Origin of the sequence: Paramuribaculum intestinale, assembly GCF_003024925.1 — a bacterium.
GTDB lineage: Bacteria > Bacteroidota > Bacteroidia > Bacteroidales > Muribaculaceae > Paramuribaculum > Paramuribaculum intestinale.
Genome location: NZ_PUED01000049.1, coordinates 1 through 14,546 on the forward strand (window position 1 = coordinate 1; position 14,546 = coordinate 14,546).

14 protein-coding genes and 1 pseudogene are annotated in these 14,546 nt (G+C 52.6%); 6 read left to right on the top strand and 9 right to left on the bottom strand.

Going from position 1 to position 14,546, the window contains the following annotated elements:
- The 3 genes from C5O24_RS14285 to C5O24_RS05355 all read right to left on the bottom strand — a co-directional run.
- The coding region (locus C5O24_RS14285; RefSeq protein ID WP_500690273.1) for a putative endonuclease domain-containing protein at positions 1–734 on the bottom strand (734 nt) is incomplete at its 3' end.
- 4 nt (positions 735–738) lie between these two features.
- Positions 739–1,194 carry a hypothetical protein gene (locus tag C5O24_RS05350; RefSeq protein ID WP_133165470.1) on the bottom strand — a complete coding sequence of 152 codons (456 nt, stop codon included), beginning with the start codon at positions 1,192–1,194 and terminating at the stop codon, positions 739–741.
- A gap of 5 nt (positions 1,195–1,199) precedes the next feature.
- A complete protein-coding gene (locus C5O24_RS05355) occupies positions 1,200–2,159 on the bottom strand; it encodes a helix-turn-helix transcriptional regulator (protein WP_240604909.1) in 960 nt (319 codons plus the stop codon).
- Positions 2,160–2,520: 361 nt separating this feature from the next.
- Here C5O24_RS05355 and C5O24_RS05360 point away from each other — a divergent pair.
- A pseudogene (locus C5O24_RS05360) lies at positions 2,521–2,766 on the top strand (glycoside hydrolase family 2 protein); the annotation flags it as partial.
- Between the two features lie 120 nt (positions 2,767–2,886).
- Here C5O24_RS05360 and C5O24_RS05365 read toward each other — a convergent pair.
- Positions 2,887–4,581: a hypothetical protein gene (locus C5O24_RS05365; RefSeq protein ID WP_107035765.1), complete on the bottom strand. Its 1,695-nt coding sequence runs from the start codon at positions 4,579–4,581 to the stop codon at positions 2,887–2,889.
- Positions 4,582–4,849: 268 nt separating this feature from the next.
- Between C5O24_RS05365 and C5O24_RS05370 the strand changes: the two genes are divergently transcribed.
- The 3 genes from C5O24_RS05370 to C5O24_RS05380 all read left to right on the top strand — a co-directional run bounded on the left by C5O24_RS05370 (position 4,850) and on the right by C5O24_RS05380 (position 8,313).
- Positions 4,850–5,977: a PCMD domain-containing protein gene (locus C5O24_RS05370; protein WP_107035764.1), complete on the top strand. Its 1,128-nt coding sequence runs from the start codon at positions 4,850–4,852 to the stop codon at positions 5,975–5,977.
- 48 nt (positions 5,978–6,025) lie between these two features.
- Positions 6,026–6,784 carry a porin family protein gene (locus tag C5O24_RS05375; RefSeq protein WP_107681551.1) on the top strand — a complete coding sequence of 253 codons (759 nt, stop codon included), beginning with the start codon at positions 6,026–6,028 and terminating at the stop codon, positions 6,782–6,784.
- A 98-nt stretch (positions 6,785–6,882) separates the two neighbouring features.
- Entirely contained in the window at positions 6,883–8,313 is a 1,431-nt protein-coding gene (locus C5O24_RS05380) for an MFS transporter (protein ID WP_240604910.1), read from the top strand.
- Positions 8,314–8,409: 96 nt separating this feature from the next.
- Here C5O24_RS05380 and C5O24_RS05385 read toward each other — a convergent pair whose 3' ends face one another.
- From C5O24_RS05385 to C5O24_RS05400, 4 genes are all read right to left on the bottom strand, one after another.
- Positions 8,410–8,955, bottom strand: a complete 546-nt coding sequence (locus C5O24_RS05385) for a DUF3332 domain-containing protein (protein WP_107681552.1) — start codon at positions 8,953–8,955, stop codon at positions 8,410–8,412.
- A gap of 79 nt (positions 8,956–9,034) precedes the next feature.
- On the bottom strand, positions 9,035–10,486 hold the full coding sequence (locus tag C5O24_RS05390; RefSeq protein WP_133165471.1) for an MltF family protein: 1,452 nt from the start codon (positions 10,484–10,486) through the stop codon (positions 9,035–9,037).
- A complete protein-coding gene (locus C5O24_RS05395; protein ID WP_107035760.1) occupies positions 10,476–11,642 on the bottom strand; it encodes an AIR synthase related protein in 1,167 nt (388 codons plus the stop codon). Before C5O24_RS05395 ends, C5O24_RS05390 begins: the two co-directional genes overlap by 11 nt.
- A 100-nt stretch (positions 11,643–11,742) precedes the next feature.
- Positions 11,743–12,603, bottom strand: coding sequence for a phosphatidate cytidylyltransferase (locus tag C5O24_RS05400; protein WP_107035759.1), 861 nt, complete (start codon positions 12,601–12,603; stop codon positions 11,743–11,745).
- 372 nt (positions 12,604–12,975) lie between these two features.
- On the opposite strand from C5O24_RS05400, the gene C5O24_RS05405 reads away from it, so the two are divergent.
- Positions 12,976–13,557 carry a sigma-70 family RNA polymerase sigma factor gene (locus C5O24_RS05405; RefSeq protein ID WP_107035758.1) on the top strand — a complete coding sequence of 194 codons (582 nt, stop codon included), beginning with the start codon at positions 12,976–12,978 and terminating at the stop codon, positions 13,555–13,557.
- A gap of 18 nt (positions 13,558–13,575) precedes the next feature.
- Positions 13,576–13,992, top strand: coding sequence for a BamJ family beta-barrel-assembly machinery protein (gene bamJ, locus C5O24_RS05410; protein WP_500690274.1), 417 nt, complete (start codon positions 13,576–13,578; stop codon positions 13,990–13,992).
- Between the two features lie 40 nt (positions 13,993–14,032).
- On the opposite strand, the gene C5O24_RS13965 is transcribed toward bamJ, so the two are convergent.
- Positions 14,033–14,546: hypothetical protein (locus tag C5O24_RS13965; protein WP_161553813.1), on the bottom strand; the 514-nt coding region annotated here is incomplete at its 5' end.

Sequence of the window (14,546 nt, forward strand, 5' to 3'; positions counted from 1 at the left end):
ATGCCATTTTCTTTGAGGGTACGCATAATCGCAAGTTTGTCTGACTGCGGATTCCTGACAATCTTCTTGGTCGATCCAAAAGCGGTGTATGGAATAACCACAACATTAATTCCATGTTTTGGCAACACCTCCTGGCGTCGTAAATCATATATCCGTCGTTGTTCGCCGCGGGATACGCCACTGACTGTCTGTCTCTTGTCGAAGAAAGGTGTGGATTCGGAGTGCTGTGATTCATAATACTCGATGACGAGATTCAAAGAAGGATAATAAGCGTCAACAGGTAGTGTAGTGCCGTAATCGCCTCTGAGGAAGTCGAACCGATGCTGACGGCTTGCAGTCTGCCCCAGAATTTCATCGCAGAGGTCGATAACATAATGCTCATCGGAATTGCTTCTCGACCCATGTTTGTCCGGAAGGATGATATCGGAAGCCACAGCTCCATCGGATAGTGGTTTCGATTTGACGGACAAGATATCCGCCAGATTGTTGGCGGTGGAATCTGATTGCCCTTGTTCGTGGAGTGTCAGCTTTTCGCTCTCGAACAGCAGACGTAGATTTTCAACTGTGTAAGGCATTCTCGGAGCGACTTCGGACCAATACAGTCCTATTTTACGAAGATTTTCTCTTATGCCTTTCTTTTTAGACGGTTCAGCCATTTCAAGCTGACGAACAAGCGAGATAATCCGTGTAAGTTCCTCGCCAGTAAATGATGTTTTCGAGTTGTGTGCTGCCATATCTTTATCTGTTATTGTTTTCTTTGTATTGTTTATAGGGGTCTACATAGGTGTCAGGGTCGTAAGTGGCTTCTTCCCAATGCTGAGATGGCTGTGTATATTTGTATGGCAGGTCATTCTGCCCCCAATCTATACAGTAGCCATAGACCATGAAAATTATCCATCCGATAAGAATGTTTCTATGATTTTTCAAAATTGATTTCTTTTCCTTCGGCCAGCCTACTGGATCCGATGCCATAAACTCGGCGTCATATTTCCGGCAGAACCAGTGTGCGAATATGAAATATACCGGCGCCAGCAATGGTGTCAGGACAATATATAGCCATAATATCCACCCCCAACAACGGCCAAGGAGTGTCAAAAATGGAGTGATATCCGTGCTTGAACCTCTGTAGTTTCCATTCGCGTCATAATATACCCTTGTGTTGGGATATATCGCATCATGTATCAAATCTCGCATACTTCTCATAACTCATTTCTCTTTAGGGCGTTTCTGTATATTTCATTTATACGCTTCAGTAGTGACAGAGGGCGAATCACCGTCAGAGACGCACTTCTTGACAAAAGCGCCATGACGAAATCGTTTGTAATCCTTAGCCGCAGACTTATCCTGAACTCGTCGTCATTGTCAGCGAGAATCTTTTGAGAGCTATGCAACGGAGTCGTCTTGACAAATTTGCCGTCCAGCGGAGAATATGAAAGCTCAATATCCTCGATGGGTATCGACGGATCATCCCAAATGCCATAGCTGTGTTTGAAAAGATCATCCGGGTTGATGGAGTCGTCTCGTTTGAATGTCGTGTCCGTGACATGGATGTTACGCATCCGGTCTATCCCGTATGCTTTGAGAGCATCATGTTCATCAAGAGCAAGGAGATACCACAAGCCCAGAGATTCCTTTAGAAAATGTGGTTTGACTCTCTTTGAAATTATCTTGTCGCCCTTTCTTACAAGGATGTAGTCAAACTCGGTAATTCGATGTTCCTTTATCGCATTAATAATGGCTGGAATACTTTCAATCCCTTTGGGCCGATGATGCTCGGGAATTATATATCCTACTGACTGACTCACTTGATTCATGGAAGTCAAGAGATCAAAGTTGAGCAGAAGTTCCTGATATCTGATGTCGGTTTCTTCTATTCTGTCAGCAATATAATATCCATATCCGCGATAGTTCTTGATTTCCACATCAAACATATCCGCGATCTCTTTTATATCTCTTTGTAAAGTGCGCTGGCTTATGCCTACCTCATATCCCCTCAGATCCATTTGAAGATTGAGGTATGAGATAAGAGCCTCTGCCGAAACATATTTTTTATGCCCCGACAGCTTGTGAATTATCAGTATGTAGCGGATCAACCGTCCCATATTTTTTTTCATACGGCAAAAGTATAACATGAAAACGTCAAAACGTGTCGTTTCCATAATTAAATTTACCAATTCACCATTACGACATTTGTGATGAATTTTATCATGGGGTGTTTGCTCTGATCCAATAATCTAATGACTCCCTTCCCTGATGAGGTTGAGTCTCGGCAGAGAGGCGTTGTTCTGTGCGAAGTCACTGCGCCAGGGAACAACGCCAAGTGACGCTTTCCGTTGGCGACTGCATATGGCGAATATATGGTGTGGTAATGTCGAAGGCTGTTATAATCCATGATTTTGTGTGGCTTTGTGGAAGCGGCACGCATGGATCTGATCGTTTTGCAGTGTTTTATTAGAGAGTGTATCTCCGTTTCGAAGGGGTGGGAGCGTGTGCCGAGGTGTATGTCAACGGCTATCTCGCCGGATCTCCAAGCCGCATCTGTGGCAAGGCCGTACCGATCCTTATCTGTATAAAGTAGTTTCGTGTCTTTATCAGGATGGCCGCAAGGTCGACGAGGTGGTTCAGCCGTTGGGTCTGCGTCATTATGAGATCGTGGCTGGCAAGGGGTTCTATCTCAATGGCAGGAAATACCCCATGTATGGTGTCACCCGCCACCAGGACTGGTGGGGACAGGGCAGTGCGCTTACCGACAGGAAGCACGACTTCAGGGAGCATAAGCAGGAGCACGGCAGCTGGTAGCCTTCACCCGATGCCCCGGCATAATGAAAGCAGAGAGGCTGCGCCGTCGTTGACGGGCAGCCTCTCATTATAGAAATAATCGCTGGATTATTCAGCGGGAGTTTCGGAAACGATGGGTTCGTTTTTAGTAAGGATAATACCGGCTTCGATCTTGGTAGTACCCTCGACGACATCGGGAACAGACTTGAGGATGCCGTCCAACATGGGTGCCATTGCTGCAAAATCCTCATTCTGTCCGGCAAGGTTCATGATTGTCTGGCGCACTTCCTCATCATTGAAGATGGGTGCTACTGCTTTAAGGATCGGGAGAATGAATTCAGTGTTGGCATAAACCGAAAGATTGTCATCAGTATTGATGAATTCGCTATCTTCGCCTTCTTCTGTCGCTGCTTTATATATGCCGTTGGCGTAGGTGATAGGGAAGCCCTCGCTGACGCATCTGGCAAGCATCTCAGCCAGTCCGTCGATTGTAGCCTGATATTTGGAGAAGTCGATTGCACGTGATTTAGCAGCCTCGTTCTGCGCTTTCATTACATTCATAATGATAGCCTGAGGGTTGAGATAGAGCAGTAAAGTGCCATCGGATGCAATGACATATTGTGCCAGTCCAGCGGGCGACTGTATTACCGGACCGCCGACTTTTCCGTTCTCAACATAGCCTGCGATGATATTGCCGTCCGGATGGAATTCAATGGTCTTAAGCGAACGTGAGATCATCTGGGTTATGCTGGCCGTTTCATTATCGTCTTGCGGTATGAGACCCATCTGAAGCATAATGCCGACAAGATCGGCAGGCGGAAATGGCAGCACCAATCCACCTAAGTCAATGTTGAATTTGGCGCTGCTTTCCCATACGAAATGCACAGGATTGCCTTCGTATTCCCAAGTGTCTTCATTATAGAAATAGTGAGGAACATACCATTTGTTTTCGGAGAGCGGAGCATTTTTGAGCTTGGCTTCGGTGATGTTGAACACGAGTTTCTCGGAAGCGACCTGACCTTCGTAGTTGAAGGTTACGAATGCGGTTTCGGCCGAGCCGCTGAAGGTATTGTCGTCGCCGAGAACTACGGGCAGCTCGAAGCTCGATGTGCCGGGAATCACTCCGGGTGTCTGTATCTTGGAGAGCTTCGAGAGGTCTACCGGCAGCTGTGCGGTGGCGAGCAGGTCGGTCAGGTCAAGAGCCTGTCCGGCAAGAGTCAGCACCGCACGCTTGAAGTCTGATGCATCGGGCTTGAAGCTCACCGTCTTGCCCATGAGCGGAGCGCCGTTGTAGGTCAGCTCGAGCATGTGGTCTACGTCGGCATCGGTGAAGGTGAGGGTGGAGATGATCACACCGTTCTTCATCACGATGTTTGTGAAGTTGACCTGAATGGTGGTGGCGGTGATGGTGCCGTCATAGTGGAAAGTGCAGTAGGTCGACTCTGCGTCGCCTTCGAATGTCGCACGGTCAGCCTCGAATTTGGGAGTCACGTTGATGCTAACCGAAGCAGCACCGGGAAGCACGTCGCCCGGAGCTATTACAGGGCTTTCGGCGCGGCTCGCATTGCTGCCGAAAATGTCAAGGATCGCGCTCTTGCCGTCGGCGGCGGGCACGTACTGGAGGGTGACGTCGGAGAGCGACTGTCCGTTGCTAACGAATGTCAGACCGTTTGACGGAGTCATGGTCTTGCTTTCGGCCGGAAGCTCGAAGAGCTGAGGGTCGTTGTTGTCGTCGTCGCTACATGAAGTGAAGCCTGCCATCGCAGCGGCAGCTACAAGCACGTAGGTGAAAAGTTTTCTCATTGTCAATTGTTTAGTTTGTTGTAAAAGCCTTTGTCAAGGCATGATTGTGTAATGATTTGTACTGTCTGTATCACGTAAAATATGGCGCGAAATTAGCCTTTTATTCTTCTTTACGATGATTTATTTTAGTTAAATATATTTAACACTACCGATTTTTTCGACCATTTGACCAGTCGCACGAAATAATTAGACTAATTTTGACGGATTAAATACCGACGCCGGAAGAGGCGTCGGTCAGTGAAATATTGGCAAATCATAATATAAACAGATGACAATTAGATCAATCGCTGCATTTGTGCTGTTGTCCGGACTACTCTCTGCGTGTATCAGGGAAGAGCCCAAAAATGCCGAATGCGATATCGTGCAGGTGACTGTGTCCGGTGATGTGCTTAACCGTGAGCCTAACATATCCAACACCAAGGTGCTCCTGATAGTGAAAAACAATCAGGCTGTGACGGCGCTTGCACCGGAGTTTGAGCTGTCGCCGGGAGCCACTGTCGAGCCGCCGAGCGGCACACTGCGCAACTTCGAGTTCCCGCAGACATATATCGTAACCTCGGAGGACGGCAAGTGGCACAAAGACTATATCGTGGAGGTGCAGCGCAACAACAGTATCAATCTCGAATACGATTTCGACCATGTGCGCCGCATCAAGGCTCTCGGAGGCGTATGCTCCTACGATGAGTTCTACGAGCCTGATCCTTCGGGCAAAGACGCTCTCGTATGGGCAAGCGCCAATTCGGCTTTTGCGCTGACTCTGCAGGGATCTACTCCCGGCACATTCCCCACTTATCAGGCCGACGGGGGAGTGGATGGCGGAAAATGCGTGGCGCTGGTTACACGCTCCACCGGATCGTTCGGACAACGGGCCAAAAAGCCGATGGCGGCCGGAAATCTGTTTTTCGGTACGTTCGACGGCACCAATGCCATGACGAATCCTCTGGGAGCAACCCATTTCGGAATACCGTTTACTCAGGTGCCTGTGATGTTCAGCGGCTTCTACAAATATCAGCCCGGACCGACATACAGCGAACCGGATGCCGACGGCAATCTCGTGGCCGTGCCCGGAAAGACTGACATGTTTAATCTTTACGCCGTTTTGTTCGAAACATCGCCCGGACACGAATGGCTCGACGGCACCAATGTGCTTGCCGCCGACAACCCCATGATCATATCCACAGCCGTAATACCCGACCGACAGGCTTCGTCCGACTGGAGGGAATTCTCCGTACCGTTCACACTGCGTCAGGGCAAGCAGATAGATCCCGAAAAACTCAGCGAGGGCAAGTACAGCATTGCCATTGTGATGAGTTCGAGTGAGGACGGCGACTTTTTCAGAGGCGCCATAGGCAGCACTCTTCAGGTCGACCGTATCCAGATCACGTGTGCCGACTAATCACGTGTGCCAATTAATAAGTTACATCATTCATCTCCGTCAATAACAATGAAATCATTCATACGCCTCATGGCCGCCGCAGTCGTCATGCTGTCGGCAGTCATGCCAGTAGGAGCCGAGGGCTTCTTCCGTGATATAGAATATCAGGTCAACGCCGGATTCAACGTGGGTGGAGCCTCGCCGCTGCCTCTGCCCGAAGAGATCCGTCGCATCAAGTCGTTCGATCCCAAACTCAATATGCAGGTGGGAGCCATAGCCACAAAATGGCTGACCCCCGACCGTAAATGGGGTCTCACTGTCGCTCTCCAGCTCGGCACAAAGGGCATGGAAACAAAAGCCCGTGTGAAAAACTACGGCATGGAGATACTCGACGACGGCAAGAAACTCAAAGGCCGTTGGACCGGGATGGTGCGCACGAAATACAGCACACAGCAACTGTCGGTGCCCATTCTGGCACGCCTGCGTGTGCACGACCGCACGTCGCTGACGTTCGGCCCGTATCTCGCCTATGCTTATAAGAACGAGTTCGACGGCTATGTCTACAATGGATATCTCCGCGAAGGGGATCCCACAGGCAACAAATACGTGTTTGAGGGCGACTCACGGGCATCATACGACTTCGGCGACGAGCTGCGCAAGTTCCAGTGGGGACTTCAGGCCGGAGTGACATGGATGGCCTATAGCCATCTGGCGGTCAACGCCAATCTGTCGTGGGGGCTTAACGATATCTTCGTTTCGTCGTTCAAAACGGTGACCTTCAATATGTATCCCATATATCTTAATGTGGGATTCGGCTATCTCTTCTGATCGGGTTCTGCCGTATAAGCAGTCCTTTCGGGTTGTGTAGGGTCGCCCGCATAGATTATTAATCAAAACAGTAATACAATCAACGAATTAGTCAGAAAATGGAAAAAGTAAGACAGGTTCTCAACGACAAGGCATGGGCGAGATGGACTGCGCTGGCGCTGATCGCGTCGATGATGTTCTTCGCCTATATGTTTGTCGATGTGATGTCGCCGCTTCAGGAGCTGCTCGAAGTGCGGCTTGGCTGGAGTCCTACGGCATTCGGCAACTATGCCGGTGCGGAGTATATGCTCAATGTGTTCGGCTTCCTTATAGTGGCCGGTATAATCCTCGACAAGATGGGTGTGCGTTTCACCGGCACCCTCTCGGCATCGCTCATGGTGGGCGGTGCAGTCATCAAACTCTATGCCATTAGCCCGCTGTTTGTGGGAACGGCTTTTGACGGATGGCTCTCGTCGTGGTGGACTGCGATGCCCGGTTCGGCCAAGCTGGCCGCTCTCGGTTTCATGATATTCGGCTGCGGCTGCGAGATGGCCGGTATTACGGTCAGCAAGGCGATCGCACGCTGGTTTGACGGCAAGGAGATGGCTCTGGCCATGGGCTGCGAGATGGCTCTGGCGCGTTTGGGCGTGTTTGCCGTATTCTCGCTCTCTCCACGTCTTTCGCAGGCGCTCGGAGGCGATCCGTCGGTAGTGGTTCCGGTGGCTTTCTGCACCGTGCTGCTGCTCATCGGTCTGATATGTTTCATAGTGTTTACGGTCATGGACCGTACTCTCGACCGGCAGACCGGTGTGGGATCCGGAGAGACCTCTTCCGAGGAGGAGTTCAAGCTCAGCGATGTTGGCGGACTGTTCCGCTCCCACCTGTTCTGGATCATAGCTCTGCTCTGCGTGCTCTATTATTCGGCTATTTTCCCCTTCCAGCGTTTCGGCACCAACATGCTGCAGTGCAATCTCGGCATCTCGGCCGAGACGGCTGCCGACCTGCTGCGGTGGTTCCCGATCGGCGCGCTGATGCTGACTCCGCCTCTGGGGTACTGTCTCGACAAGTTCGGTCGTGGCGCCACCATGCTTATCCTCGGATCGCTGCTGCTGATCGGTTGCCATCTGGTGTTCGCTCTGCTGCTTCCGGCTGTGCCGAGCCATATTCTGGCTCTTGTGACCATTCTGGTGCTCGGAGTGTCGTTCGCACTGGTGCCTGCGGCCCTGTGGCCTTCAGTGCCCAAGGTGATGGACAAGCGCTACCTGGGCAGTGCCTACTCGCTGATCTTCTGGGTGCAGAACATCGGACTCTTCGGAGTGCCTATCCTGTTTGGCAACGTGCTTGCGGCAAGCAATGCCGGAGTGACCGATCCGATGGAGTATGACTATACCAATCCGATGCTGATGTTCGCCGGATTCGGCGTGCTGGCGCTGATATTCGCTCTCTGGCTCAAGATACTCGACACACGCAAGCACTACGGACTTGAGGCGCCCAATATCGCGTCTGACGCCGCTGTGGAGGCCGCCGAAGCCGAGTCGGCCGAGGAGTGATCATCCTCTTCTTCTGAACAACATAAAATAAGAGAGGCCATGTGTCTGGGATATGAGTTCCGACACATGGCCTCTCTTATGATTGATTATGTAGTGTCAGCGTGAGGCGAAGAGACCTGTCGCGGCACTCTGGGAATAGGCCATCACTCCGGCCTGGCTGAGCTCTATGGTCTGCATTGTGCCGTCGGCTGCAGGCATGCTGACATGATTGTCATCGACAAAGGTCATGAACGGTATCGCTCCCTGTCCGGCATCGACGCTCCATGTCTGTCGGTCGGCATCGAAATCGAGTCTGACGATCGAACCGTCGTTCTCCGAGGTGATGGTATAGCCCTTGCCGTCGCATTCCACGAGGTAGCGTCCGTCGTGGCCGTCGATCACTTTCTTGCCCTTGGCCACGGGATTGCTGCCGCTCCAGAACTCGATGCTGTTGATCACAAGCACGTCGGCCAGGCACGACACTTCATAGACTGGAATGACCCAGAATGCGAAAAACACGAGTTCGTTGACAAATTTGTTGCCTACCTGACGGTTCCACGACAGGAGTTTGTTGGTCAGCGAGAAGCTGCCGATACATGAAGTCATCATCATAGAGCCTGCAAGAGCCACTACGAGAGCTACAGATAGATATCTTTTCTTCATAACGGATATAAAATAATGGATTATAATAGGTTCTTGGCACTGTTACGGATTGTTCACTGTCGAAAGTCCGGCCGGAATGTCATTGCCGTATGTTTTTGCAAACTTGATCGTAGAAGGCAAATACGCTGCTGACATGCGATGATGTTTCACGTCCGCGGAAATAGCCGTATTTGCATACCGGATCGTTGTAATACTCCGGATTCGATTTGAGAAGCAGAGCCTGTTCGACATTCCCGTCCCACACCTGAGGATTCATGCCGTATTTGGCCGCCAGAGCTATCGCGTCGAGTATGTGGGCGAGTCCGGAATTGTAGGCGGCCACGACAAACTTGCGCCGTTCGCTGCGCTCCGGCACACGCGATGCAAGCGACTTGTCGAGAGCCGCCAGTATCTTCACCGCAGTGGAGATGTTGGCATTGTTGTCGGTCATGGCTTCATCGGTCATGCCATAGGCACGGGCTGTGCGTGGCATGATCTGCATGATTCCGCGTGCGCCGGCCCACGATACCACCGTGGAGTCAAACCGGCTCTCCTTGAAACTCAACGACGCCAGTAGACGCCAGTCCCATCCGATGGTGGAGGCATAGCGTCTGAACAGATGGTCAAAAGGCGACACGACCCCTTTCGAAAGATCGATCTTCACGGCGGCTGTCCCTGGCTCTGAACCCTTGCTCAACTCGAAATATCGTTTGAGCAGTGTGGCCTGCTGCCGCCGTGGTTTCTCCCCGCGGCTCCAGGTGTCGATGCTGTCGGCAAGCCATTGGTTGCCGACAGCCACGCCCCAGGCCGAACGTTGCGGAAATGATATCTGGAGCGTGATGTCAAGATCGTTGTAATACGTCTTGTTGAGCCGGCCTATATCGCTGTCCACCACCGTCAGAGGAATCTCGCCCTTCGACACCATCTCCATCAGATCCTCCGTGATCAGCGTGTCGCGGTCTACTTCATGGATGATGATGCCGCCGCCAAGTTCCTCATTGAGGTTGTTGAGACGCTGCAGGTATTTGGAGCTTTCTTCCACATACACTTCGCGACCCACAAGCTGCGTGACATCGGAGATCAGCGGCTGCTTCCCCCGCTTGGGCTGAACAAGCACCTGATATGTCGCATTCTCGATGCCGCAGTGTATCACCCGCTGGCGGTATTCGCCTGTCACCGGCACTTCGTATGCAAGCAGGTCGATCAGACCCGAATCGAGCATCTCCACCGCTCTCGAAAGCGACGGAGCTATCCGGAGGCCCAGATGCATCCCTTTGTCGGCTGCAAACCGGCTCACCATGTCGTAGTCATAGCCCATAGGCTCCTGTCGGTAGATGAAATACGACGTAGGGCTGTAGAGCGTGCCTACCCGTAGGGTGTCGGGCAGACGGTGGCGCAGCGAGTCGGAATCGTCTGCTGTATCCGACGCGCCTCTGCTGCATCCGCACAGCCATCCGATTGCCGCCGTGGCGGCAATGGCGAGCAGTGCGGCGATATGGCGGGTCGTGTACATGGCTGTGGCCTGGCCGCTGTGGCTCTGATCAGTATTCAAACACCCCTTTTTCCGATTTTATCGTAAGGCGGTTGGCCGGAGCCTCCTCCACGCGTCCCACGATGCGTGCCTCTATGCCGAAGGCTTCGGAAATCTCAATGATGCGGGCTGCATCCTCGGGCTTGACATAGATTTCCATACGGTGACCCATGTTGAATACCTTGTACATTTCCGGCCATTCGGTGCCCGACTGCTCCTGGATGAGCTTGAACAGGGGAGGGATCGGGAAGAGGTTGTCCTTTATGACATGTTTGTTCTTCACAAAATGCATCACCTTGGTCTGAGCGCCTCCCGAACAGTGGACCATGCCGTGGATCGACGTGCGCATCTCGGCGAGGATCTGCTTGATCACAGGGGCATATGTGCGGGTGGGCGACAGCACGAGCTTGCCGGCTGTCACGCCGGTGTGTTCCACCGGAGTGTCCAGACGCACGCCGCCGGAATATACCAGTTCGTCTGGAACGGCCGCGTCAAAGCTTTCGGGGTAGCGATCGGCGAGATACTTTGCGAATACGTCGTGGCGGGCCGATGTCAGGCCGTTGCTGCCCATGCCGCCGTTATATTCCTTCTCGTATGAGGCCTGTCCCGATGAAGCCAGACCGACTATGACATCGCCGCCGGCGATATTCGCATTGTCGATCACGTCGGAGCGGCGCATACGGCATGTGACCGTGGAGTCGACGATTATCGTGCGCACGAGATCGCCCACGTCGGCAGTCTCGCCGCCGGTGCTCCATACTCCCACGCCCTTGTCGCGCAGGTCGGCCAGCAGCTCTTCAGTGCCGTTGATTATGGCGGCTATGACCTCGCCCGGAATCAGCATCTTGTTGCGTCCTATCGTGGAGCTGACGAGAATGTTGTCGGTAGCGCCCACGCAGAGCAGGTCGTCGATGTTCATTATCAGTGCGTCCTGCGCTATCCCTTTCCACACCGACAGATCGCCTGTCTCGCGCCAGTAGATGTAGGCCAGAGATGATTTGGTTCCGGCACCGTCGGCATGCATGATGTTACACCATTCGGGATCGCCGCCAAGTATGTCGGGGATGATTTTGCAGAAGGCGCCGGGGAAGATGCCTTTGTCTACGTTTTTGATGGCGTTGTGTACATCCTCTTTGGAGGCGCTTACGCCGCGCAGATTGTAACGTTGGTCGCTCATTATGGTAATTGTTGTTAAGTAAGTGTTGGCAGATTGTATAAAAGATCGTCTTTCACTTACTGTCGCTTGAATTTGAATGCTTACTTATGGTCGGAGAGATTTATAATATCGCGATTATGCATATGGAGAGGAATATCAGCGTCGCAGGCGCCACGAGCAGCAGAGAGTCGATGCGGTCGAGTATGCCGCCGTGACCGGGCAGCAGACGCCCGCTGTCCTTCACTTTGAGGGTGCGTTTGAGAAGCGATTCTACAAGATCGCCCCATGTCGCGAACAGGCAGGCGGCCACGGCATAGGCTGCCAGAAGGCCGATGCTCATATAGCCCGGTAGGCCGCATGATATGTGGCCTGCGGCTATGGCGCAGATAATGCAGAATGCCATGCCGCCGAAAAAGCCTTCCCACGATTTCTTGGGCGATATGCGCTCGAACAGGCGTCGGCGTCCGATCATCGACCCTACACAGAATGCGCCGGTGTCGTTTAGCCATATCATGACGAACATGAGCAGAGCCATTGACGGCGATGACATGATGTAGACGGCGGCCGCGCAGGCCAGAGGCAGCGAGATATATGTCTGCCCCGAGAGGCTGCAGGCCAGCGATCGCAGAGGCGATATGTCAGGAGTCACATAAAGCTGTGCTATGAGGCGCACTATGAGGTAAGCCATGAATGGAACCGCCGCGGTTGCGAATGCCGCCCATGGGCCGGAGTGCAGGTATGCTGTCGCATACAGTGCCGGGGCGGCTGTGACGGCCATTGATCCGGCTATGTCAATGATCAGTGTCGCGGTAGTGCCTGACTGTCCCGTCCCGCCGCAGAGCGAATGGAGTTCCACCGTCGACAGCACGGCAAAGAGGGCGAGCAGGGCGGTGAGGCCCCACATGCCTCCGTATAATATCGAACACACTATCAGAGCCACGTAGACGAGCCCGGTGAGAGAGCGGAGCAGAAGGTTGTTCATATTTAGCGATCTTGCTTGGAGTATGATTTCATTATGCTGTGGATAGCGTTAATTTCATGCATGCTCCGATACTGTTGGATTAAGCGACAAAGTTACTACTTTTTTTGAAAAAAGTGTCATCATCAGCCGACAAAGGTGTGACACCGCGCAAAAACTACCCGGCCGCAGGATCCGGCGCGGGCTTCGGATTGTTAAGCGTGTTAAGAAACGGTGACATTTTTTTGCCATAAAACAAAAAAGACTTAATTTTGCCGCTGTGGTCAGTTACAGGGATGACCGCTTGAAATCTATCTATCGTAAAACCAATCATTATACGCCTATCGGAACACTGCTACTCTAAACCAGTAAAAATTTAGAATAGTGACACAGAACATGGTCGCGCTGCCCGATGAATCTCTGGTGGCGAAGTATGCTTCAGGATGCAATGAGGCGTTTGACGTGCTTCTACGCCGTCATCAGTCCCGCCTGTTTTCCTATATTTTGTCCGTGGTCAAAAACCGCGATATGGCTGATGATATATTCCAGGACACATTTGTCAAGGCCATAATGACCATAAGGCAGGGACGCTATAGCGAGAGCGGACGATTCTTTTCATGGCTGACACGTATCGCCCACAATCTTATTATTGATACCTTCAGGCAGGCAAAAGCCGAAAATGTGGTGTCGGCCGATGCCGGTGAAACCGATGTGCTCAACCGCCGCGAACTGAGCGAGGGCAATATCGAGGATCATCTCGCTTCGGTGCAGATCGACTGCGATGTGCGCCGGCTGGTGGCTGCTCTCCCCGACAATCAGCGCGAGGTACTGGAGATGAGATATTATCGCGACATGTCGTTCAAGGAGATCGCCGATCAGACAAATGTCAGCATCAACACCGCTTTGGGACGTATGCGTTACGCGATCATTAATATGCGTCGGCTGGCCGAGCGCAATCATATAGCGCTTACGGTCTGAGGCACATGCCCGTTATTTATCGGTGAAATATCGCAGATGGCAAAACAGGAATATGTGAGCAGAAATCTCGAGTGGCTTGAAGCCAAGTCGCGCGAGCCGGGCGTGAAGCCGCTCGACAAGGGAATTTTCTATAAGGTGCTCCGGTCGGGCGACAGCAAGGGTGCTCTGCCCGGCAGAGGGAGCGTGGTGACGGTGCATTATGTCGGAAAGACCATCAACGGTCGCGCTTTCGACAGTAGTCGTGGAGCTACGCCTCCGGCTTTCAGACTGCGTGAGCTTATACCCGGATGGATCATTGCCTTGCAGCAGATGCATGTCGGCGACCGCTGGGAGGTGTACATCCCCGCATCGCAGGCCTATGGCAAGTCGGCTCAACCGGGCATTCCGGGAGGATCCACTCTGATCTTCGATATAGAGCTTCTCGCCGTCAACTGATGATGTAGTGGGGCAGACATATCTGTTGCTGAAAACGGCTTCAGCGCAGCAAGGCGTTGAGGTCGGGAATGCGTCCCGATCGCATTGAATAGGCCGGCATGTTGAGTTGCCGGCATTCGTTCATATAGCGGTCGGCTATTTTTGTGTTTAAGTCGGTCGACATCACGATGGTGTCTGGCCGGTACTGTGTGGCAATTTCCTTCATTGTTCCTCTGTATCCGCGGCATATTATCACGTAGACCGGTGGCGCGCTATCGGTCGGTTTTGTGTTCCGGTTGCCGTCGGCGAATACTACGCTGCTGTTCCCGATATGCAGAGTCGGGCATCTGTAGACTACGCCGGGAAATTCGGCCCGTCGGTTGGCTGTCATCAGGGTATCGATGCCTCGGCGACCCATATAGTCGCGCATGCGTGGCATCTCGCGAGCGGCTATCTCTGATAGCTGGCGGTCGCCGGCGGTTGATATTATGCTGACACTGCCGGGCGTGGCTACGGCCACACAGGTGTATCCGGCGGCAGGAATGATATATACTCCTGAGTGTTCGGGCGTAGCC

What these genes read in the sequence shown, in the direction of transcription:
- C5O24_RS05350 (WP_133165470.1), bottom strand. Translation starts at nt 1,194, where the DNA reads ATGCGAGATTTGATACATGATGCGATATATCCCAACACAAGGGTATAT.
- C5O24_RS05355 (WP_240604909.1), bottom strand. Translation starts at nt 2,159, where the DNA reads ATGGAAACGACACGTTTTGACGTTTTCATGTTATACTTTTGCCGTATG.
- C5O24_RS05365 (WP_107035765.1), bottom strand. Translation starts at nt 4,581, where the DNA reads ATGAGAAAACTTTTCACCTACGTGCTTGTAGCTGCCGCTGCGATGGCA.
- C5O24_RS05370 (WP_107035764.1), top strand. Translation starts at nt 4,850, where the DNA reads ATGACAATTAGATCAATCGCTGCATTTGTGCTGTTGTCCGGACTACTC.
- C5O24_RS05375 (WP_107681551.1), top strand. Translation starts at nt 6,026, where the DNA reads ATGAAATCATTCATACGCCTCATGGCCGCCGCAGTCGTCATGCTGTCG.
- C5O24_RS05380 (WP_240604910.1), top strand. Translation starts at nt 6,883, where the DNA reads ATGGAAAAAGTAAGACAGGTTCTCAACGACAAGGCATGGGCGAGATGG.
- C5O24_RS05385 (WP_107681552.1), bottom strand. Translation starts at nt 8,955, where the DNA reads ATGAAGAAAAGATATCTATCTGTAGCTCTCGTAGTGGCTCTTGCAGGC.
- C5O24_RS05395 (WP_107035760.1), bottom strand. Translation starts at nt 11,642, where the DNA reads ATGAGCGACCAACGTTACAATCTGCGCGGCGTAAGCGCCTCCAAAGAG.
- C5O24_RS05400 (WP_107035759.1), bottom strand. Translation starts at nt 12,603, where the DNA reads ATGAACAACCTTCTGCTCCGCTCTCTCACCGGGCTCGTCTACGTGGCT.
- C5O24_RS05405 (WP_107035758.1), top strand. Translation starts at nt 12,976, where the DNA reads ATGGTCGCGCTGCCCGATGAATCTCTGGTGGCGAAGTATGCTTCAGGA.